This window comes from Mycobacterium sp. 141, assembly GCF_000382405.1.
GTDB lineage: Bacteria > Actinomycetota > Actinomycetes > Mycobacteriales > Mycobacteriaceae > Mycobacterium.
In genome coordinates this window covers 1-20560 of the sequence record NZ_KB908261.1, presented here as the reverse complement: position 1 = coordinate 20560, position 20560 = coordinate 1, and the positions used below count along the sequence as shown (strand labels likewise).

The 20560-nt window shown below is 64.5% G+C and carries 23 protein-coding genes and 1 pseudogene; 16 read left to right on the top strand and 8 right to left on the bottom strand.

Annotated features, from left to right (window positions below):
- Positions 1–117: 117 nt before the first annotated feature.
- Complete coding sequence (locus tag H276_RS0111820; protein WP_019971520.1) at positions 118–609, top strand: hypothetical protein; 492 nt, start codon at positions 118–120, stop codon at positions 607–609.
- 12 nt (positions 610–621) lie between these two features.
- Here the strand turns inward: H276_RS0111820 and H276_RS0111815 are convergent, their stop codons facing one another.
- Positions 622–2103, bottom strand: a complete 1482-nt coding sequence (locus H276_RS0111815) for a cytochrome P450 (protein WP_019971519.1) — start codon at positions 2101–2103, stop codon at positions 622–624.
- 129 nt (positions 2104–2232) lie between these two features.
- Between H276_RS0111815 and H276_RS0111810 the strand changes: the two genes are divergently transcribed.
- Together H276_RS0111810 and H276_RS0111805 are read left to right on the top strand one after the other, a co-directional pair.
- Positions 2233–2874, top strand: a complete 642-nt coding sequence (locus tag H276_RS0111810) for a TetR/AcrR family transcriptional regulator (protein ID WP_019971518.1) — start codon at positions 2233–2235, stop codon at positions 2872–2874.
- A gap of 22 nt (positions 2875–2896) precedes the next feature.
- Positions 2897–3748, top strand: a complete 852-nt coding sequence (locus H276_RS0111805) for an SDR family oxidoreductase (protein WP_026356886.1) — start codon at positions 2897–2899, stop codon at positions 3746–3748.
- Here the strand turns inward: H276_RS0111805 and H276_RS0111800 are convergent.
- Genes H276_RS0111800 through H276_RS0111790 form a run of 3 tightly spaced genes read right to left on the bottom strand, consistent with a single transcriptional unit; the run spans position 3745 to position 6640 of the window.
- The gene (locus H276_RS0111800) at positions 3745–4917 is read right to left on the bottom strand and encodes an AAA family ATPase (protein WP_019971516.1); all 1173 of its coding nucleotides are present in this window, start codon (positions 4915–4917) and stop codon (positions 3745–3747) included. The two genes, H276_RS0111805 and H276_RS0111800, sit on opposite strands and share 4 nt — an antisense overlap.
- 9 nt (positions 4918–4926) lie before the next feature.
- Positions 4927–6027 carry a DNA polymerase IV gene (locus H276_RS0111795; protein ID WP_019971515.1) on the bottom strand — a complete coding sequence of 367 codons (1101 nt, stop codon included), beginning with the start codon at positions 6025–6027 and terminating at the stop codon, positions 4927–4929.
- A 4-nt stretch (positions 6028–6031) separates the two neighbouring features.
- Positions 6032–6640 (bottom strand): TetR/AcrR family transcriptional regulator, encoded by a 609-nt coding sequence (locus H276_RS0111790; RefSeq protein ID WP_019971514.1) that lies wholly within the window; start codon positions 6638–6640, stop codon positions 6032–6034.
- Between the two features lie 88 nt (positions 6641–6728).
- On the opposite strand from H276_RS0111790, the gene H276_RS0111785 reads away from it, so the two are divergent.
- The 7 genes from H276_RS0111785 to H276_RS0111755 all read left to right on the top strand — a co-directional run bounded on the left by H276_RS0111785 (position 6729) and on the right by H276_RS0111755 (position 12976).
- The gene (locus H276_RS0111785) at positions 6729–7271 is read left to right on the top strand and encodes an NADPH-dependent FMN reductase (protein WP_019971513.1); all 543 of its coding nucleotides are present in this window, start codon (positions 6729–6731) and stop codon (positions 7269–7271) included.
- Positions 7272–7848: 577 nt separating this feature from the next.
- Positions 7849–8088: a glutaredoxin-like protein NrdH gene (gene nrdH, locus H276_RS0111780; RefSeq protein ID WP_019971512.1), complete on the top strand. Its 240-nt coding sequence runs from the start codon at positions 7849–7851 to the stop codon at positions 8086–8088.
- A gap of 35 nt (positions 8089–8123) precedes the next feature.
- Complete coding sequence (gene nrdI, locus H276_RS0111775; RefSeq protein WP_019971511.1) at positions 8124–8567, top strand: class Ib ribonucleoside-diphosphate reductase assembly flavoprotein NrdI; 444 nt, start codon at positions 8124–8126, stop codon at positions 8565–8567.
- Positions 8534–10702 carry a class 1b ribonucleoside-diphosphate reductase subunit alpha gene (gene nrdE / locus H276_RS0111770; RefSeq protein ID WP_026356885.1) on the top strand — a complete coding sequence of 723 codons (2169 nt, stop codon included), beginning with the start codon at positions 8534–8536 and terminating at the stop codon, positions 10700–10702. Before nrdI ends, nrdE begins: the two co-directional genes overlap by 34 nt.
- 316 nt (positions 10703–11018) lie before the next feature.
- The gene (locus H276_RS0111765) at positions 11019–11813 is read left to right on the top strand and encodes an adenylate/guanylate cyclase domain-containing protein (protein WP_019971509.1); all 795 of its coding nucleotides are present in this window, start codon (positions 11019–11021) and stop codon (positions 11811–11813) included.
- Positions 11814–11883: 70 nt separating this feature from the next.
- Positions 11884–12441, top strand: coding sequence for a hypothetical protein (locus H276_RS0111760; RefSeq protein ID WP_231376660.1), 558 nt, complete (start codon positions 11884–11886; stop codon positions 12439–12441).
- Positions 12442–12472: 31 nt separating this feature from the next.
- Positions 12473–12976 (top strand): hypothetical protein, encoded by a 504-nt coding sequence (locus tag H276_RS0111755; protein ID WP_155943059.1) that lies wholly within the window; start codon positions 12473–12475, stop codon positions 12974–12976.
- A gap of 391 nt (positions 12977–13367) precedes the next feature.
- On the opposite strand, the gene H276_RS0111750 is transcribed toward H276_RS0111755, so the two are convergent.
- Complete coding sequence (locus H276_RS0111750; protein WP_019971506.1) at positions 13368–14981, bottom strand: hypothetical protein; 1614 nt, start codon at positions 14979–14981, stop codon at positions 13368–13370.
- A 393-nt stretch (positions 14982–15374) separates the two neighbouring features.
- Between H276_RS0111750 and H276_RS22905 the strand changes: the two genes are divergently transcribed.
- The 6 genes from H276_RS22905 (at position 15375) to H276_RS25020 (ending at position 19841) form a co-directional block, all read left to right on the top strand.
- Positions 15375–16118: a hypothetical protein gene (locus tag H276_RS22905; RefSeq protein WP_019971505.1), complete on the top strand. Its 744-nt coding sequence runs from the start codon at positions 15375–15377 to the stop codon at positions 16116–16118.
- Positions 16119–16389: 271 nt separating this feature from the next.
- Entirely contained in the window at positions 16390–16671 is a 282-nt protein-coding gene (locus H276_RS0111740) for a hypothetical protein (protein WP_019971504.1), read from the top strand.
- On the top strand, positions 16668–17957 hold the full coding sequence (locus H276_RS25025; RefSeq protein WP_196807899.1) for a hypothetical protein: 1290 nt from the start codon (positions 16668–16670) through the stop codon (positions 17955–17957). The genes H276_RS0111740 and H276_RS25025 overlap by 4 nt, the downstream gene beginning before the upstream one ends.
- A 58-nt stretch (positions 17958–18015) precedes the next feature.
- Positions 18016–19071 (top strand): hypothetical protein, encoded by a 1056-nt coding sequence (locus H276_RS0111730; protein ID WP_019971503.1) that lies wholly within the window; start codon positions 18016–18018, stop codon positions 19069–19071.
- A gap of 31 nt (positions 19072–19102) precedes the next feature.
- Complete coding sequence (locus H276_RS0111725) at positions 19103–19297, top strand: hypothetical protein (RefSeq protein ID WP_155943058.1); 195 nt, start codon at positions 19103–19105, stop codon at positions 19295–19297.
- 310 nt (positions 19298–19607) lie between these two features.
- Complete coding sequence (locus tag H276_RS25020) at positions 19608–19841, top strand: VOC family protein (protein WP_196807903.1); 234 nt, start codon at positions 19608–19610, stop codon at positions 19839–19841.
- Here the strand turns inward: H276_RS25020 and H276_RS22895 are convergent.
- The 3 genes and pseudogenes from H276_RS22895 to H276_RS24645 all read right to left on the bottom strand — a co-directional run.
- A complete protein-coding gene (locus H276_RS22895; protein ID WP_019971500.1) occupies positions 19807–20010 on the bottom strand; it encodes a helix-turn-helix domain-containing protein in 204 nt (67 codons plus the stop codon). The two genes, H276_RS25020 and H276_RS22895, sit on opposite strands and share 35 nt — an antisense overlap.
- Positions 19989–20165: a helix-turn-helix domain-containing protein gene (locus H276_RS24065; protein ID WP_255327476.1), complete on the bottom strand. Its 177-nt coding sequence runs from the start codon at positions 20163–20165 to the stop codon at positions 19989–19991. Before H276_RS24065 ends, H276_RS22895 begins: the two co-directional genes overlap by 22 nt.
- 243 nt (positions 20166–20408) lie before the next feature.
- A pseudogene (locus tag H276_RS24645) lies at positions 20409–20560 on the bottom strand (IS1380 family transposase); the annotation flags it as partial.

The window sequence follows — 20560 nt, the reverse complement described above, 5'->3', positions numbered from 1 at the left end:
ACATGCCGTGGCCACTCGTAGTAGCAACCCGCAGCGGGGTCTGATCTAGACCGACCCCCCGCTGTGGGTCATCGCCAGCTCGTCGGTCGATCCATCTGAGCAAGAAAAGACCGGCACATGCATCCCTCATCGGCAACACCAGCCACCCAGCGCCCTGCCTTCGCGGCCAGCTTCGGCGCACCGTTGCCCCGTGGTGTGCGCGACGCTGCAGAGTCCGCTTCGTGGGACGACTTTCTGGCCGAATACGCCCCGAGTTCGGGACTACTGCGTATGAGACAGTGGATCTGCACCGACGCCGCGCGGCCGGCCTGCAGCATCGGACCGCAAAGCCGCTGTTACCAGGCCACCCTGGGCATCGGTGAGACGATCAGCACATCGCGCGCCGTGGCCTGCGGTCCGGTGGCCGCCCTGACGGCGATGCTCTACGACCGCGGCATCGCCGTGGAAACCGTGTCCTTTCATCAGCTGCCGATCAACGGACGCACCGCCACCTTCCTGCAGGGCAGCGACGGGAACCGCAGCATGTGGGCGCTGGGGCTCGACGCAGACCCGGAACTGTCGGCGCTGCGCGCCGTCATCGCGTGTGCGAACCGGTTGATGAGCGCCTGAACGGCTGCAGCTTCAGTGCAGCGGCCGCAGCACCATCGGCAGGCCGTCGATCGGCACCGCCATGCCGCCGTAGTCGTACCACGGCTGGTAACCGGGGTGCGGCAACTCCAGCCGGTAGCGGCGCAGCAGTCGGTGCATGACGGTCTTGATCTCGAGTTGGCCGAAGACCATGCCGATGCATTTGTGTGCCCCGCCGCCGAACGGGGCGAACGCGTAGCGGTGCTTCTTGTGCTCGCTGCGCGGCTCGGCGAACCGATTGGGGTCGAAACGCTCTGGGGCGGTCCATAATTCGGGCAGCCGGTGGTTGATCCCCGGCCAGGTCACCACATCGGTCCCGGCCGGGATGTAGTAGCCCAGCAGGTCGGTGTCCCGGACGGTTCGGCGGAAGTTGAACGGCAATGGCGTCTGCATCCGCAGCGACTCGTTGATCACCAGGTCGTAGGTTTCCAGCTTCTCCAATGCCTCGATGTCGAGCGGGCCGTCGCCGACGCGTGCCGATTCTTCGCGGCATCGCTCCTGCCACTGTGGGTTCGCCGCCAGGTGATAGGCCATCGTGGTCAGCGTCGACGTCGTGGTGTCGTGCGCGGCCATCATCAGGAAGATCATGTGGGCGACGATCTGGTCGTCGGTGAAGCTCTGCCCGTCCTGGTCCTGGGTGTGGCACAGCACGCTGAACATATCGGTGCTCTCGGTCCGGCGTTTCTCGGCGACACGGCTGGCGAAGTAGTCCTCGAGCGTCTTGCGAGCGTGGATGCCCCGCCACCACGTCAGCGGCGGCACCGGCTTGCGGACGATTGCGTTTCCAGCCCGGGTGGTGATGGCGAAGGCGTGGTTGATGGTGGTGACCAGTTTGCGGTCGGTGCCCGCGGGATGCCCCATGAATACCTCGGACGCGATGTCGAGGGTGAGTTCCTTGACCGCAGGGTGGAAGAGGAACCTCGGGTCGTTGGCCACCCAGTCATTGGTCAGCACGGCTGTGGCCACCGAGTCGATGTGGGGCACGTAGCCCGCGAGCCGGTTGCGGGTGAAGGCCTCCTGCATGATCCGGCGATGGAACATGTGCTCTTCGAAGTCGAGCAGCATGAGGCCGCCCTCGAAGAACGGGCCGATCACCGGATCCCAGGCGCGCTGCGAGTAGTCCTTGTTGCGGTTGGAGAACACCGTCTGGGTGGCATCGGGCCCGAGCGCCATGACCTGCGACAGTGCCGGCGTTTGCGCGTAGTACACCGGGCCGTGCTTGCGGTAGAGGTCCAGTACATAGTCCGGGCCGGCGCGGAAGACCTCGATCATGTGGCCGATGATCGGCAGCCCGGTGTCACCCATTATCGGTTTGAGGCCGCTGCCCGCGGGCGGCTCGGCGAACACGAACTGATTCCAGTCCTTCTCTTTGAGGTGCTTCTCGACGACGGCCATGCCGGGCAACGTGTTCGGCGTCGGGGTGAATCGCCGCTTTGCCTGATCGAGGAGATAGTGCGGAGCGCTGATCGTGGCCATATCCCACTCCCGAGGTTGCTGAAACTGACAATGCGTCGTGGAAGTCACCGTCTGAAGCCATCCTGATCGCCAGACTTGACGCATGTCAAGTTTTGTTTCTGGCCTGTCGCAATGCAAAGGTTTAGTGCCATGACCGCCGAACAGATCCCGGAGGGCAGCAACGACAGCCCGATGCGGCGCAGTCGTGGTGACCGCCAGCGCGACGCCATCGTCAAGGCCGTTCGGGAGCTACTCGAGGAACAGTCGTTCGCCGACCTGTCCGTCAGCGCGATCAGCGAACGCGCTGGCCTGGCCCGCTCGGGCTTCTACTTCTACTTCGACACCAAGTACGCGGTTCTCGCGGTGATCGTGGCCGAGGCCATGGAACAGCTCGACCAGCTCACGCACAACTATGCGCCCCGCGAGCCCGACGAGGAGCCCGCCGCGTTTGCCAAGCGGATGGTCGGCAGTGCTGCCCTGGTGTTCGCTCGCAACGACCCGGTCATGTCGGCCTGCACCATCGCGCAGAACACCGATGCACAGATTCGCGAGCTGATGAACGACTTCGAGGACGGCGTGATCGCCAAGATCGTCGGCCTGATCGAACAGGACCAAGGGGCCCGGCCGATCTCCGACGACATCTCCGGGCTCGTGCGCATGCTGGTGGCGACCACCGCGATGACACTGTCGCATGATCCGGCGTTCATCGGCCGCGGCGAGGACCCGCAGCGCGCGATCGACGTGTTGGAACGGCTGTGGCTCAATGCTCTGTGGGGTGGCCAGCCCAGCTAGCCGTCCCGGTATGGTCACCGCTATGGCGCAGGGTAGCGATTTTCGGGGGAAACGCTGCTTCGTCACCGGGGTGGCAAGCGGTATCGGGCGGGCCACTGCGCTCGCCCTGGCAGCGCAGGGCGCCGAACTTTTTCTGACTGATCGCGATGCCGATGGTCTGGCGCAGACGGTGGCCGACGCGCAGGCGCTGGGGGCGCAGGTGCCCGCGCACCGGGCACTGGACATCTCGGACTACGACCAGGTCGCCGCGTTCGCAGCCGACATCCATACCGCGCATCCCGCGATGGACGTGGTGATGAACGTCGCCGGTATCTCGGCGTGGGGCACGGTCGATCAGCTCACCCATCAGCACTGGCGCTCGATGATCGACGTCAACCTCATGGGTCCGATCCACGTGATCGAGACGTTTGTCCCACCCATGATCGAGGCCCGCCGGGGCGGTCAGTTGGTGAACGTCTCGTCGGCGGCCGGCATCGTCGCCCTGCCTTGGCACAGTGCCTACAGCGCCAGCAAGTACGGGTTGCGCGGCCTCAGCGAGGTACTGCGATTCGACCTGGCCAGGCACCGCATCGGGGTGTCGGTGGTGGTGCCCGGTGCGGTGAAAACCGGTCTGGTGCAGACGGTTCAGATCGCCGGCGTTGACCGCGACGACCCCGACGTGCAGAAGTGGGCGGACCGGTTCGCCCGCCACGCCGTGTCGCCGGAGAAGGCCGCTGCCAAGATCCTGGCCGGCGCCCGGCGCAACCGGTTCCTCATCTACACCTCGCCCGACATCCGTGCGCTGTACGCGTTCAAACGCATTGCGTGGTGGCCATACAGCGTGGTGATGCGCCAGGTCAACGTGCTGTTCACCCGCGCGCTGCGGCCACGCTAACGGTTTCCCCAATGCCAGGCGGGCGTGGTCAGCAGGCCAAGACCAACGACTTTCGTTTCGCCCCACTGTTTGTAGAGCTCGACCTCGATGGCGCAGCCGCGGTCCTCATCGGCGACCGGCGTGGTGTCGAGGAATTCCAGCAAGGCCCTCGAATGGGTCACCACCACCACCTGCGTCTGGGTGGCGGCAGTGGCGATCAGCCTCGCCAAAGGCCGCACCAGGCCGGGGTGCAGCGATGTCTCGGGCTCGTTGAGCACCATCAGAGAAGGGGGTCGCGGGCTCAGCAAGGCTGCGGCCCACAGCAGGAAACGCAGTGTGCCGTCGGATAATTCGGCGGCGCGCAGGGGCCGTAGCATGCCGCGCTGGTGCAACTGCAGGTCGAACACCCCGTCATGGACGGCGACCGACACGGCGGCGCCGTCGAACGCATCGGCCACCGCGCGGGCCAGGTCGTCGAGCCCGGCTTCGATGATGGTCTGGGTCGCCGCGGCGAGGTCAGCGCCGTCGTCGGAAAGGGCCGGGGTGCGGGTGCCCACTTGCGGCCGGCGCGCTGGAGCCCCGGCGTCGACCCGGAAGCCGTCGTAGAACCGCCAGTCGCGCAACCGCTCGGAGACCGCGGAGAGTTCCGGCAGGGCGTGGGGATGGGTGTATTCGGCCAGCACGCTGCGGTAGGACGGCAGCGACCGGCTCAGCTCTTCGAAGCCCCGGCCGGATTCGGCTGCGACTTCGGCGTATTCGCCGGTGCGGCGGACCACTGCCGAACTGGGCCGCAATACCGGCCCGGAGAACACCATCTCGCGTTTGATCTCGGGATCCAGCGCGAACGCCGTCGGCCCGATGCCCGCCATCTGGGGCAGGCCGAGATCGACCAGGTAGCCGAAGTCGTCGGCGGCGAACCCGAGTTCGAGTGACACCGGACGGGTCCGCGTGGTGCCCTGAGCTTTCTCGGCCGGCTGCTCCGGGCCGGCCCACAGCACCGATTGCAAGCCGCCTTCGCGGGCCAGTGATCCGATCACCTGCCCGCGTCCACAATCGGCCAGCAGGCGCAGCGCGCGGTAGAGCGACGACTTTCCGGTGCCGCTGGCGCCCGTGACGACGGTGAGATCGGTCAGCGGCAGCGTCACGTCACGCAGTGACCGGTAACCCCGGATGGCGATGGTCTGCAGCATGGGACAAGGCTATTGATCGGGTCCGACACCGGCGGTGCTGCTCATCGGCATCGCCAGTTCGAGCCGCACGCCGAGCAGCCGGATCGGGCGATCGAGTTCGAAGAGGTCCAGCACCGCCAGTGCGGTATCGGTGATCACGGCGGCGTCGGTGCCTGGTTCGGGCAGCTTGCGGATCTTGGTGCGGGTGTAGAAGGTGCTGGTGCGTACCGTCACGGCCACCCGGGTGACGATGCGGCCCTGCTCGACCACCTCGGTCCGGGTGCGCTCGGTCAGATCCCGCACCGTCGCGTCGATCTCGGTGCGGTCGGTGAGGTCCTCGGCGAAGGTGATGACGTGGCTGCGTGATCGCGGCACCCACGGTTCGGCACTGACCTCGGTATCGCCACCGCCTTTGGCGAGCAACAGGATCCACAGACCGATCGTCGGCCCGAAGGTCGACGTGAGCACCTCTGGGTCGGTGGCGGCCAGCTGGGCGACCGTGGTGATACCAAGCGTGGCAAGCTTTTTGGTGGTCTTGCTTCCGACGCCCCACAGCGCGTCCGGCGGGCGGTCGGCCATCACATCCATCCAGTTGGCCGCGGTGAGCTGGTACACGCCCGGGGCCTGATCTGCTCCTCGCGTGCGCGTCGGTTTGGCGAGCCCGGTGGCCACCTTGGCGCGCTGCTTGTTGTCGCTGATACCTACCGAGCACGACAGCCCGGTCTCGGCAGCCACCACGGCGCGGATGCGTTCGGCCAGCTCGACGGGGTCGACCGTATCGTCGGCGCCGAGGTAGGCCTCGTCCCAGCCCCAGACCTCAACCGGATGTCCGAGATCGCGCAGCAGGCTCATCACCTGTTCGGAGGCCTCGTCGTAGGCAGCCGGGTCCGACGGCAGGAACGTGGCATCGGGGCATTTGCGGGCCGCGGTCCGCAACGGCATGCCGGCGTGCACGCCGAATTCCCTGGCCTGGTACGACGCGCAGGTGACGACCTTGCGCGGTTCGGTCGGGTCGCCGTTGCCGCCGACGATGACGGGCTGGCCGACCAGCTCGGGGTGGCGCCGCAACTCCACCGACGCCAGGAACTGGTCCAGGTCGACATGAAGAATCCAGCGCTGCGCTCCGCTCATGGCGTCAGCAACCGCACAATTTGCGTGCCGTCGCCTCCCATGCCGCATCGAGCTCATCGAGGGTGCGGCCGCGGTCGTCGAGCTGGTATGCCACATAGTCGGCATCCAGCAGAGCGATCAGCGCATCCGCCTGAGCCTCGAGATCACCTGTGGTTCCTGCAGTTTCGAGCAACATCCGGACGTGTGCGCGGTGCAGCATCGCCGGGCCGGCGAAGCGGGTCTGCGGGTCGCGCGCCGCGTCGGACAACAGCGCGTGGTGGCAGTGCACGAACCGCAACCGGTCGCGGCCGTAGGCGAGCAGCCGTTGCAGAGGCGGTGCTCCGGGGCCCAGTGGCGGTGGGCCGAACATGAAGGCTTCCTGTTCGCCCTTCTCGTCCTCGTCGAGCAGGACCATCATCAGCCCGGCCCGACTGCCGAACCGACGGAACAACGTTCCCTTGCCCACGCCGGCGGCTGCCGCGATATCGTCGGTGCTGACGGCGTCGGGTCCGCGCTCTGCGATGAGCCGGCGGGCGGCGTCGAGCAGGAGTTCGCGGTTGCGTGCAGCATCGCCACGCTCGGGTGGCGCGGAATCGGTGACCGCGAGCCTTGTGCGGCGATCAGAAGCAGTCACCTTTGAACTTTAACTCAGCCGGAATTAATCGGACCACAGTCCGGTTATCCTGGGCGAAGATCGGGTCAGACGACGAGGGAGAACGAACATGGCCGATGTGAAGGTATTGGTACTGGTGGGCAGCCTGCGGGCCGCGTCGATCAACCGGCAGCTCGCCGAGCTTGCCGTCGAGGCGGCGCCTGACGGGGTGGACCTGCGGATCTTCGATCAGCTGGGGGAGCTGCCGTTCTACAACGAGGATATCGACGGTGACGACGTGGACGAGACGGTGCGGGTGCTGCGCAGCGCGGCGGCGGGTGCTGACGCTGCTCTGATCGTCACGCCCGAGTACAACGGCAGCATCCCGGGTGTGCTGAAGAACGCGATCGACTGGCTGTCGCGGCCGTACGGTAACGGAGCGCTCAAGGACAAGCCGCTGGCTGTGGTCGGCACGGCACTGGGTCAGTACGGCGGCGTGTGGGCGCACGACGAGACCCGCAAGTCGTTCGGCATCGCCGGGCCCCGGGTGGTCGAGGAGCTCAAACTGTCACTGCCCGCCAAGGCTCTGGACGGTCGGCATCCCCGGGAGAACGAAGAGGTCGCCGCAACGGTCCGCGACATCGTGGGCAAGCTCGCCGCCGAGGTGAGCTGAGCGGAGGTATAGGCAACCGGGCTGGGGTCGACTGGGTCGGCCTCAGCCTTTTTGCTGTCCGATGCCGGCCAGATCTAGCGGGTGGTATCGCGGTCCGGCCCAGCTTCTGATCGGTTCGTCGGGGCGGGCGCGGCATGACCGCCGATCGCGTGCAGTGCGTTTGCTACCGGTGATCTTGATGTGCTAGGTCGGCCGTACTTGTCGGTGGGTGGTGATACACCAATAGAGATAGTGCGACACGGGCCCTGCGACTGCTTGCGACACGCCGGGTGCGTGGCTTGCGGTGAGCTTACGACCTGGGAATTTCAAAAATGTTATTCAGAACATGTTGTATGGCTTCGGATGGTCGGCCACTAGGTGTAGTGTCTGTGACACCGACAGGCCACTACAGTTCGGGAGCCCGCCGGAGCGCAGCGAGTCCGGCGGAGTCGGTTTCAGAACCGGCCGGAAAGCGGCCTCTGGGGCCAGGAATTACGGGGGGCTGGAGGTCGCTGAAGTTTAGCGAGCACCGTGATCCGGCCAAGTTGCCAGTCCGGGTTCAGATGTCTCACTTACCGCAAGAGGAGCCGTACCGCAGATGACCGTCACCGTGTACACCAAGCCCGCATGCGTGCAGTGCAACGCCACCTACAAGGCGCTGGACAAGCTGGGCATCACTTACGACAAGGTCGACATCACGCTCGACAGTGAAGCCCGCGATTACGTGATGGCTCTTGGTTACCTGCAGGCGCCCGTCGTCGTGGCCGGCAACGAGCACTGGTCGGGCTTCCGTCCAGACCGGATCAAGGCGCTCAGCGGCGCAGCGGTCAGCGCCTAGCGAAGGCAGTAACTACGGGGAAGGATCGGGCCGGAATGACCAATCTCGTCTACTTCTCCAGCGTCTCGGAAAACACTCACCGTTTCGTCGAGAAGCTGGGTATACCTGCCACCCGCATCCCACTGCACGGCCGCATCGAGGTGGACGAGCCGTTCGTCCTGATCCTGCCCACCTATGGCGGAGGCCGTGCCACCCCGGACATCAACAACGGTGGCTACGTGCCCAAGCAGGTCATCGCGTTCCTCAACAATGAACACAATCGATCGTTGATCCGCGGCGTCATCGCCGCGGGCAACAACAACTTCGGTGCGGAGTTCGCCTACGCGGGCAATGTGGTCTCGCGTAAGTGCGACGTGCCGTACCTGTATCGCTTCGAACTCATGGGTACCCCCGACGACGTGGAAGCCGTCCGCGCGGGGTTGGAAGACTTCTGGAAGGAACGGACGTGCCACCAACCGTCACAGCTGCAGAGCCTGTAACCGACAGCACGCACGCGCTTCCGGGGGAGACGGACTACCACGCCCTCAACGCGATGCTGAATCTGTACGACAAAGACGGCAAGATTCAGTTCGACAAGGATGTGCAAGCGGCGCGCGAGTACTTCCTGCAGCACGTCAACCAGAACACGGTCTTCTTCCACAACCAGGACGAAAAGCTCGACTACCTGATCCAGAAGAATTACTACGAGCGCGATGTGCTCGACCAGTACAGCCGCAACTTCGTCAAGGAGCTGCTGGATCGGGCCTACGCCAAGAAGTTCCGGTTCCCGACCTTTCTGGGCGCATTCAAGTACTACACGAGCTATACGCTGAAGACCTTCGACGGCAAGCGCTACCTGGAACGGTTCGAGGACCGCGTCGTCATGGTCGCGCTGACACTTGCGGCCGGTGACACCGAGTTGGCCGAGAAACTGGTCGACGAGATCATCGACGGCCGCTTCCAGCCGGCCACCCCGACATTCCTCAACTCGGGCAAGAAGCAGCGCGGTGAGCCGGTCTCATGTTTCCTGCTTCGCATCGAGGACAACATGGAGTCCATCGGGCGCTCCATCAATTCGGCGTTGCAGCTGTCCAAGCGTGGCGGCGGAGTTGCGTTGCTGCTCTCCAATATTCGTGAGCACGGCGCGCCGATCAAGAACATCGAGAACCAGTCCTCGGGCGTCATCCCCATCATGAAGTTGCTGGAGGATTCCTTCTCCTACGCCAACCAGCTCGGGGCCCGTCAAGGTGCCGGTGCGGTGTACCTGCATGCTCATCACCCCGACATCTACCGATTCCTCGACACCAAGCGCGAGAACGCCGACGAGAAGATCCGGATCAAAACGCTGTCGTTGGGCGTCGTGATCCCGGACATCACGTTCGAGTTGGCGAAGAAGAACGAGGACATGTACCTGTTCTCGCCGTACGACGTCGAGCGCGTGTACGGCCTGCCGTTCGCCGACATCTCGGTGACCGAAAAGTACTACGAGATGGTCGACAACGCGCAGATCCGCAAGACCAAGATCAAGGCGCGCGAGTTCTTCCAGACGCTGGCCGAGCTGCAGTTCGAATCGGGTTACCCGTACATCATGTTCGAGGACACGGTGAACCGGGCCAATCCCATCGACGGCAAGATCACCCACAGCAACCTGTGCTCGGAGATCCTGCAGGTGTCGACGCCGTCGGTGTTCAACGACGACCTGTCCTACGCCCAGGTGGGCAAGGACATTTCGTGCAACCTCGGCTCGCTCAACATCGCGAAGACCATGGACTCGCCGGACTTCGCACAGAGTATCGAGGTCGCGATCCGGGCACTGACCGCGGTGAGCGATCAGACCCATATTTGGTCGGTACCGTCGATCGAGCAGGGCAACAACAGCTCGCACGCGATCGGTTTAGGGCAGATGAACCTGCACGGGTACCTGGCCCGCGAGCGTATCTTCTACGGGTCCGAAGAGGGCGTCGACTTCACCAACATCTACTTCTACACGGTGCTGTTCCACGCCCTGCGCGCGTCGAATCTCATTGCCATCGAACGCGATACGCGCTTCGGTGGATTCGAGAAGTCGAAATACGCGTCGGGTGAGTTCTTCGACAAGTACACCGAGCAGGTGTGGGAACCGAAAACCGACAAGGTCCGGCAGATCTTCGCCGACGCCGGGATTCACGTTCCGACACAGGATGATTGGCGCTCGCTGAAGGAGTCGGTACAGGCCCACGGCATCTACAACCAGAACCTGCAGGCCGTCCCGCCGACCGGATCGATCTCCTACATCAACCACTCGACGTCGTCGATTCACCCGGTGGCCAGCAAGATCGAGATCCGCAAGGAAGGCAAGATCGGCCGGGTGTACTACCCGGCGCCGTACCTGACCAACGACAATCTGGAGTACTACCAGGACGCGTATGAGATTGGGTACGAGAAAATCATCGACACCTATGCTGCGGCCACCCAACACGTGGACCAGGGGTTGAGCCTGACGTTGTTCTTCAAGGACACCGCCACCACGCGCGACGTCAACAAGGCGCAGATCTACGCCTGGCGCCAGGGCATCAAGACGCTGTACTACATCCGGCTGCGTCAGATGGCTTTGGAGGGCACCGAAGTCGAGGGCTGCGTCAGCTGCATGTTGTGAGCGCTTCGTAGCTAGGGCGTGGGCCAGGATGCCGTGCTCGGTCCAGATCTGGGTGCCTTCGGTGATGTCGAGGCGGGTGCGGTCCCAGCCATATCGCGGATTAGCGCCTGTTTTCCTACGTCTACTTCTATTTATCGATGTAAACCTGTCGCGAACGCATTCGCGACAGGCCTGTAGCTAGCCGCAACTTGTCGGTGCGGCCGGCCATGCTGGATGGGTGACTTCCCAACTGGGTCAACGTGTGCCCATGTCGTCAGAGGGGTGTGAGGAATCAGAGGGGTGTGAGGAAAGGGCGGTGACCTAGCCAATGGTTGGTATGTCGGCCGATCAATTCGGTGATGCAGTCATGGACGATTACCGGCGTCGCCGTGCGGTAAGTGAGCGATCGATAGTGGCCTCGGCCGGTCCGTCGCTGGAGACCAAGGCGTTGGGGCACCCCGCGTTCGAGGAGCTGCAGGTGGGCGAGCGGCGGTCCGCGTCGCTGGCGGTGTTGTTTCTCGATCTGACAGATTTCACTGGGCGAAGCTTCTGGGACGATGAAGCTGAGGTTGTTGATCTTGCGGATGCAGTGCTTACCGGCTTCGTTAAGGTAGTCACCGCCGCTGGCGGGTATCCACTTGGCCTGCGTGGTGACGGGCTCTTCGCGGGGTTCGGTCCTGGGGATTCCGAACTCGATGCAGTTATGGCGCTGTCTGCGTGCGCATTTGGGTTGCAGGCCGTCCAGGAAGGCTTGAACCCAAGGCTGAAGGCGGCAGGAGTCGAACGGGTCCAGGCGCGGGCGGGCGTCGACTACGGTCGGCTCACATTTGTTCGATCCGGAAGTCGAGATCACAACGAGGTCAACGTAATCGGCTTTCCGGCCAACTTCGCTGCCAAGTGTGAAAAGAAGGCGAACTCATGGGAGATCGTCGCAGGAGAGGGACTGCAGCAAATACTGCCGGGCGCACCGACGTTGGTCGAGCACAAGGATTCTCCGAAGAAGTACCAGCGCGACTATGAGGTCCGCTACTACCGCTTTTACGACTACCACTGGCGCAAAACGCTGCCGTATTTACCTGGCACGTTCGAGCAGATCAGCGGCCATCCGACCGCCCAGATATCAATCAAATGAGCGGGAGGTCCTGGTGACTATCGCGGCACTTCTTCGGCATCACGGTGTGCGAACGCCTAGGTTCGTGACGGTGGGCGGCCAGATCGTCTTCGACGACGTGGCAATTACCACTACTGGCCCCGTTCACTCCACTTACGGCGTGGTGACAGCGGTAACCCCGCACCACTTCCACGGCGGTGACGAAGCTGAAGATGAAAAGGCCGTGTCCGAAACCGAGTGGTGGGATGACGAAGCGGTGATCAGCCGCCACGTCGAAGCTATGGAAAAATCCTTTCCCGGCTTTGTGTACCTCCCTGCAAAAGGCGAACTTTGTCCAACCTGGGGAGGGGTCATCGACACGGGGCGAGGCAAGTTCGACGTGCTCATCATCACCCGCCGCGATCAAGGCTTGCCACGGGTAGTGGTGGTCAATCATCGACTGGGAGTCAACGCCGGCCGTCGTTGGCAGAAGCCGCCGCACTTGTTCACCAGCGGTAACCTCTGCGTCGCGGACGTTAGCGAGTGGGATCCCGCCGAGCACACCGCGGCAACTGTTACTGCCTGGGCAGCGCACTGGTTGGCGGCGTATTCCGAATGGCGCTTCACGCGATGCTGGCCGGTCGAAGGTGTCGAGACCGTTGTGGCCTAGGAAGGGACCAGTGCGCGGTAATCCAACGCCGGTGGCCCCAGAAACCAGTGGCAGTCTCGCAGCGATCACCGAGATAGCGGGTTGGGTGCGCTTCGCTGACACCAAGGTGACCATTCTGGCCGCCGGCCTTGGTGTCGTGGTCACAATGTTCACCAACAGCGCAGGTGCCGTCGCAAAGGCGATTAGTGCGTCGTGCCCGGCCAAGCTGGTCGTCGGGGGGCTCGCTGTCGCAGCCGTGATCTCGTTCTTGTGGACTCTGTTCTGGGTGATGCGTGCTATCGCACCGCGCAGCGTCGTTCCTTACAACAAGCTGAACCGTTTCGCCTGGCCGTCGTTGGTCGGCGCCACCGCCGATCAGCTCGTTGCGCATGCTGCACAAAACAGCATCGAGGCGGATGCTTGGCAACAGGTAGTGGATCTAGCCGGAGTTGCTGAACGCAAGTTCAACGCCTGCAAGCTTGCTATCTACGGGTTTGCCGTGATGATTGTCGTTGGCGTCTTCACGGTTCTTTCGGCGGCGGCGCTCTCCTCCTAGGTTCTCACGTTCGGTTGCATAAGCGGACGCCGCTGACCACCGGCCTCTCCATATCAACCTTGACGAGAGGCCACGGTGCATCTGCGCAAGCGGCGGAGGCAACAGGGTCCTCACAACGACCAGTCATCGCCTCATTACGTATCCTTACCAGTCATCCATGGGGCCGTGATGGCCACCACCGCACCCACAAGCGGAGTCGCAATCACGGGTCCAAGCCACCCACTAAATGCAATGAAGGGACTCACTCATCACTGAACTACTCGTCGTCCCACGGACCGAAAACGCTCTTGATATATCCGCTTCCATACGGCTTGATCTGCCTTGATGGTTGCCGGTTGGTCAAGGACGACTCGGCTCTTGCAGATTCGAAGAGCCGAGCCATCTGAGGGGATTAGAACGCTACAGTTGCGGGTCCCACTTGGGTGATTCCCGCACGGAGACCGGGTCCGGCCAATGCGGGTACCGACACCACAGTTGCAGCGACGACGCGAGTCGGGCCTACACCGCCACCCGGCTGAGAATCATCCCAGATCCGGTTCGGGCCAGTGCCGCCACCGGACACGTTGTCGTCCCAGATAGTGTTGGGATGGCCGCCCGGGTGCTCGTCGTCCCAAAGCGCGTTGCCACCGGGATCAGGGGCCGGGTACGTGTCGCCCTTCTGGAGCTCATCTGGGGGAGGAGGCGGGTCCTTCGGCTTGGGTGCGGGCTTCTCATCCGTCGGCTTCGGGGTCTGCCCGCCCTGGCTGGGCTTCGTTGACGACGGCTTATCGACTGTCGGGCTGCCGTGGACGAGTTCGCCGATTCCCAAACCGACTGAGTACGCACCAGCGCCCACGGCTACGAAACCTGCGCCGATCATGATTGGCGCGCCAGGACCAGTGGCCGGACCACTGACGACGAGGCCGACTCCCGCAGCCACGCCGATCAGGCCGTTGACGATCCGATCAGTTGCATCGCTGACACCGTCCGCCCCGACGCCGAGCTGCCCAGGATGCCCGAAGGGCCCACCCGGCGTCCCACCACCCCAACCGCCGTTGATCAGGCCGCCCGCTCTGCCTCCACCCATTTCCCGACCGACGTGTCCCCACTCGCTCCCAGTTCCGCGAAGCCAGTCGTTCGCGATGTCGTCAAGACTCTGACGTCCTGGGGTCCTGGCGGCGCCGCGTCCGCCGGGGAGGTCGTTGACGGTCGGTAGTCCTCCCGGAACGCCCGCTGGCCCGCGCCCCAGGCCGCCACCGAGCCATCCGGCTGCGATGTCGTCGAGGCTCTGGTGTCCTGCTCCATTCGACCGGCCGTGGCCGCTGGGTAGGTCGTTGACGGTCGGTAGTCCTCCCGGAACGCCCGCTGGCCCGCGCCCGAGGCCGTCGCCCATCAAGTCGGACGCACTCAGACCACCGGATCCCCAGCCGATGCTGTCCTCGGGGCGTGACCGGCCGGTGATATCGCCGACTGTTGGTCCGAGTCCCGGGATTCCGGACAGGTATGCGTCGTTGTGGATGGCTCGGTCGGCGCGCCAGCCGGACAAATCCAACTTGTTCAGCTCACCAGGCCCGAACACCGTCGCGGTCCGCGTGTTCGGGTCAACAACCGGCACCGTGTGCCGCCGCGCGATCTCCGAGGCCGCGAGTTTGGCCAGCGCGAAATCGATGACGGTGTCGGTAGCTTCCCGATGGAGCCACGGCCACACACCGTTGATCGCCGCGCAGAGCACCGGTTCGAGCCCATCGACCTTGCCAGAAGCTCGAACTTCGGCAATGACCTGGCGCAGCACCGCCGTCTGGACCGCGACCGGAGCTACCGCCAAGCCAGCGGTGAATGCAGCGGACATACGGATCCAGGTCTTATGGGACACCTCTCCTTGAACCCTGCCTGCGAGCGAAGAGACGACACGAGCACGGGGATGGTCGATCCGCAGCGCGAGTTCCTGGAGAAGGTGCAGCGCGGACCCCAACGGGATGTAACCGATCTCGGCCGTGGTGCGGTAGATCGGCCCCGTGGCGGTCACTCCTACGAGTCCGGACGGCCAAGCCGCTGGCGCACGTGATGTGGAAGGTTCGGTTATCCGTGGGGTTTCGGACTGGGACTCCTGAGAAAGCAACACGATTCGGTCCTCCTGTCGATTGGGTCCAAAACCAATCAGAAGTCCGACGTACGAGAACTGCACGGGTAGTTGACTACCCCAATTCTGTGGATCGGCTGTGGGTTCTACCCGGTAGGACCACGAGAACCGATCGCCAACGCCTGGGCCGGGTGACCCGCTCGCGGAGTGGTCTGCGATGGGAGGAGTTCCGGTACCGGTGTGACCCGGTTTAGTGGCGCGGCATGTGAAACGCGCTCTGCGGGGGCCTAAGAGGTGAGGGGTCATCCATCCGAGGAGCCCCAAACCGAAGGAGGAACCATGTTGGAGCTCGTCTGGATGCTCGTTTCCAAGCAGTGCAGTGGAGCCGATGGCACGTCGTTCATCGTCTGGGGTTCCGCCGCCATTGCGGGCGACGGCGTTCTGTTGGAGATCTGGCCGTCGGTGCGTGCGGAGCACGTTGACGACTTCGTGACGCTGACGCTCACCGTGGACGATGTCGTTGTCCTGGGCCCGCACCTGATCTACAGGAATGAGTACTTCGGTGCCCCGGTACGGAACAGCGCCGACACCGTGTGGATGAAGGAACGTGAGATCGCGGCGATGTACCGGGCGCGGTTCGACGAACAGCGCCGATCCACCGCGGCGATCGACGCGCTGTACGCCGAGGCCGCGGCGGGTCGGGACACTGCGAACCGGGCCTGGCTGATCGCCGTCGCGCATCCGCGCATCCTCGGGGCGCTTGTTCGCCCCACTCGCGAAGAGGCACAGGCGATCTTCAGGCAGGCCGAGCCCATCACACTCAGCTACTCGAACCGCAACGTCATGCATCCGCTCGAGAACGTCAACCGCCTCAATCCAAGACCGGGCTTGCGACGTTGGGTCGCACCTAACAACGCCACCGGCGATGGTTCGTGGTGGTGGGAGGCGTGGGCCAGTGTGCACCACGACGGCTCGGTGACCGTGGCGGCGGCAGTCGGCGCGCATCGAAAGACCAACGGCGGGAACCAGGGTGGGATCACCTACCTGCACGTAATCAGCGAGCTGCCAGAGGACGACGACTAAGGGAGTCCGGCGATACCGCACCGGCAGCCCGTAGCAGCCGCCACCACGCCCGCTCCCGGGCCAGGTACACCTCGGTCCACCGGGGAGCGGTGGGCGGTCCAGGTGCAGCAGGCACGTGAAGACACGCTGCTCGCCGACTTCGCCGAAGCCGCTGCGGTGCTGTACCCAGGCAGGTAGACGTGACCCGCTCCTGCGGTCACTCTCACGCCGGTCCGGGTGCAAATCCTGAGTTAGGCTCACGATGAGGGATTTCGCCGGTTGGGGGATTGGCATGGCAAACGAACTTCATGTGGATGCGGCTGGGCTTCGGCTGGCCGCTGCGAACAGCACTTCGGCCGCGTCTGCGGCCTTCACCAACGGAGGGTTCGACGCCGCGACGGGCTCGAAGCCCAGCAGCGCAGGTATCGCCGCGGTGAACGCCGCGCTCGTCTCCCTGCAGACGCGACAAACCCAGCGGATCACCGGACAGGCCGAGGCCCTGACGACCGGCAGCAGCCAGTACGACGGCACGGACGGAGACGGCGCACGGGTCGTCTCCACGGTGTCCGTGTGAGCGCTGTCCCCGCCGGTTCAACTGTGGGGTTGCCTACCCGTTCGGAGATCGAGGCGTGGAGGACCACGGACCTCACCAACGCCGGTGCCGCGTGGAGGAAGGCGGCTACCGCCTCCGAGGACCTGTTCGGGCAGCACCGTCAGAACATTGCCGCCCCTGGCGGCACCGTCTGGGAGGGCGACGCCAAAGACGCCGCGCTCGATCGCGTCACCAACGACATCAGCGTGGTCGGCAGTCACGGCACGGTCCTGCGTGAGGCGGCCACCCTGGCTGAGAACGGTGCCCAGGACATCCAGGCGGCGCAGCGCAAAGCCGTGGAGGCCATCACCGAGGCCGAGGACAACGGGTTCCGCGTCGGTGAAGACCTGTCGGTCAAGGACACCCGCAAGGTCGACCTCGCCAACGCGCAGGCGCGCTACACCGCCGCCTCGGTTCACGCTGAGAACATCCGCTGGACCGCCGAGCAGCTCGTGCAAACCGACAGCCTTGTCGGTGAGCGCCTGCACGCGAAGGCCGGTGAGCTGGAAGGGATCCGGTTCGAAGGCGAGGACGATCACGGCGCCGAACCCGACCGCGTACAGCTGGTGGACAACCATTTCAAGCTGGACCCACCTCCTTCCGGACCTGGTGCGCCCCAGCCTCCGGGTGGGTGGAGTCGGGACCAGGTGATGGAGGATGCCCAACACATCGCCTACGGGCACGCGTGGAGGGATCACCTCAGTGACTGGAATGGGATGACGCAGGACGATCTCGCCAAGGTTGTGCACGACATGCTCACCGGGGATCCTCGAACGGATCCATCGCTGCATGTGGGTGCGATACCGGGCCGGTCGTCGACGGCGATCTACAAAGACGGGATCATCGTGATCCACGACCCACTGACTGGGGATCAAGGCACGGTGTACCGGCCGGTCAAGGGATTTGACGAATTCCTGCGACTGATCGGCGGCGCCGGAGCTGCTCCCGTGATCAGCGCGCCGCCGAACCTTCCGCCGACGGTGCCACACCCGGTGGAGAACCCCGTACCGGCACCCGCCCCGCACGCGCCCGTCGCGATACCTCCGTTGCCCGCCGATCCGAGCAGGCTTCCGCCGTGGTTGGCGAACCCCTCGCCTCCTCCCATGCCGGTGTCACCGGTGGGGCCGTCGGTCTTTCCGAACACCCCGCTGGCTCCGCCGAGCCTGGGTGGGGATCTGAACCCGGGGCAGGTGAGCGCACCCGCGGCGGCAGCGGGCGGTCTGAGCCTCGCCGCGATACTGGGGCTGTTGCTGTTGTCGCCGGGGTGAGTCTGATCGATATGAAGGAGTTGCGGATGCAGGAACCTGGGACGGGGTTGATGAGCCGATGAGTGACACCACGGCGTTCAGGAACAGTCACGGTGACGAGTCTCCGTGGGGTCGCGTGCTGGTCGAGTCCTCGCTGCTCGATCTGATCGCGGGCCAGGTCGACGGGTGGACGCCGCTGCCGGCCGTGGAGGCGTCGTGGCTGACCGACACCCCGGTCCCGGACGGATGGGAGACGTTAGCGGTCGCCGACGGTGCTGCGACTCCGCTGCGTGTCGTAGCGACCACGGTGGAGGGGCACCCCGGGTGGTCGGGGTTGCAGACGCTGAGTGCATTCCGGTTCACCGGCGAGCTGGACTCCGACCTGTTGATGGCAGGCGCGGGCAAGGGTCTTCGGGAGTGGCACGCCGACGGTATCCGCGTCGACGCGATGGTGCTGCCGAAGCTGCCCGGAGTGTTCGGGGTGCGCGCCAGCGGCTACATCACGGCGGATAACCAGCTGCTATGGGTGCGCTATCACACCTTCGTGCGAGGTTCGACCGAACCGGATCAGGGCTTGCTCGTCGAGCAGATCGACGCGGCCGGTGCGGGACCGCGGATGCGGCTCGGTCCGGGGTTCGGCACGCTCTCCGAGTCCGTGGAGGGCGCATTCCTCGCACACATCGGGGCCACCGACGATGACATGGCCGCCGCAGTGTCCGACCATGTGGAGCAGATGCGCCGCGAGATGGAGGCCGGTCCGGTGCTGTCGGGGGAGCAGAAGCAGTTCCTGGTCACCGCGTTGCAGATGTGGGGCGGTGTCGCCTCCGGTCACCTGCCGCCGGTGGAAGTGCTCGGTTACGCCGACAGGGCGGACTTCGACGCGGATGTGGACCGGTTCTGCGAGCAGCTCGGTCTTGACGAGCCGGACCTGTCGACGCTGGATTGGTCGCGGATCCAGTTTCTGGCCGAGATCAGTTGGGCCAGCGACATGTTCGGTGCGGGAGTGGAGTTCGAGCTGGTCAGCCCGTTCCGGGATCCCGAAGCCCTCGCTCTGCTGCGATCCATCCAACGTGTGCTGATTCGGGTGACGGACAGGGCGCTGGTGTTTCCGCGGGCGGGTACGGCCGACGACTGACACTCAGGCAGGACTGCCGACGCAGATGTGGGTGCGCCGCCGCAAACGCATCCTGATCACCGCCGCGGTGCTGGCGGTGCTCGCCGCGCTGTCGGGGCAGTACACCATGTGGCAGCGCTACGGCGTCTTCGACTGGTGGTCAGCGCAGCCCGAGTTCCTGAAACTTCACGGCCGCGACTACGAGCGGGCCATCTCCACAACCCGCCTGCACCGCACTACTGCGTGATCGAGTCGATGTTCCCGTTCGACTACCCAATCGCCGCCGCGGTGCAGGACGCACCCGATGGACTTCCCTGCGGGACGCGCGATAGAACCGGAGTGTACTTGCGGTGGAAGGACGGGAGTTGGACCCAGTACCAGCTCCTCGGTGGGCCGTAACTGCGGAGTCGAGGCGAGATGATCTGTGCCCCTGTCCGATTCGGGATGGGGCACAGTGCTTTGCAGGTGTAGCAAATCTATGTTGGTGGGCTATTCATCATCGCTCATTCTCATTTCTAGAGAATAGATGTTGTGTAGCAGTATGTTTCGGCTCCGGCGTGTCCGCAACGCTGGCCGACGGGGCCGTGTTGGAGTTGCGGCCGGCGTCCGAGGACAGGCCTCCGAGTCGAGTGCAGTTGGAGTTCGCCGTCGAGGACCTGGACGCCGCAGTTGAGAGACTCACCGCCGCCGGGATTGAGGTTCGCCAGCTATCGGGCACGGTGCTGGTGACGGATCAGGTCGGTAACTCGGTCGCTCTCACCGCGGGTCCTCTTCCAGTGCCTCGCGAATGAGACGCAGAATCTCCCTGTACGGAACCAGGGTTCGCGATCCGAGCTTCAAGGTCCAGATCCTCCCCTGCCCGATCAGTTTGTAGAGATGGGTGTTGCCAATGCGCAGCAGGGCCCGCGCCTCCGGAAGGGTCAACAACGAGTCGGGGGTCAGAGGGCCCGGCGTACCCATGAGCCCGCACCGTTCAACTCATCGATGAACCTGACGATCTCCTTGTATTGGATCAGCGTGCGACTCCCAAGCTTCAGCGTTCGGATCTCACCCCGGGACATGAGCTGGTAGAAATTCGATCTACAGATCCTCAACTCGCTGGCCGCTTCGGGGATTGAGAGCAGCGAGTCCGGAGTGAGGATTCGCGGTGTCAGACGAGCATCGCGTAGAGCCGTGATCAGGGCGGTGACGGCGTTGGCGTTCGGGTCGGTTCGGGTGGCTTTAGCCTCAATCCGTGGATCGACCTTGTTGAGGTGTTTCGGGGGTGATTTTGCCGGGCTTGCGGGTGTGTGCAGCCTGTAACCGCTGGTCTGTCCAGCTTTTCCTGTGTGCTCCGGTCGGGCCCTTGCGGCGGGTGGTCAGGTGGTGGTGGTCGGGGGTGGGCTGTAGCCGATGGTGTTGCGCCACAATGTGAGCCACTGCTGTGCCCACGGCCAGTGCGTTGGTAGGTGCAAGATGGGCCTGCGTTGGGGTCGGGCCAGGCGGGCCGCGATGGTGATGATGCGTCGGC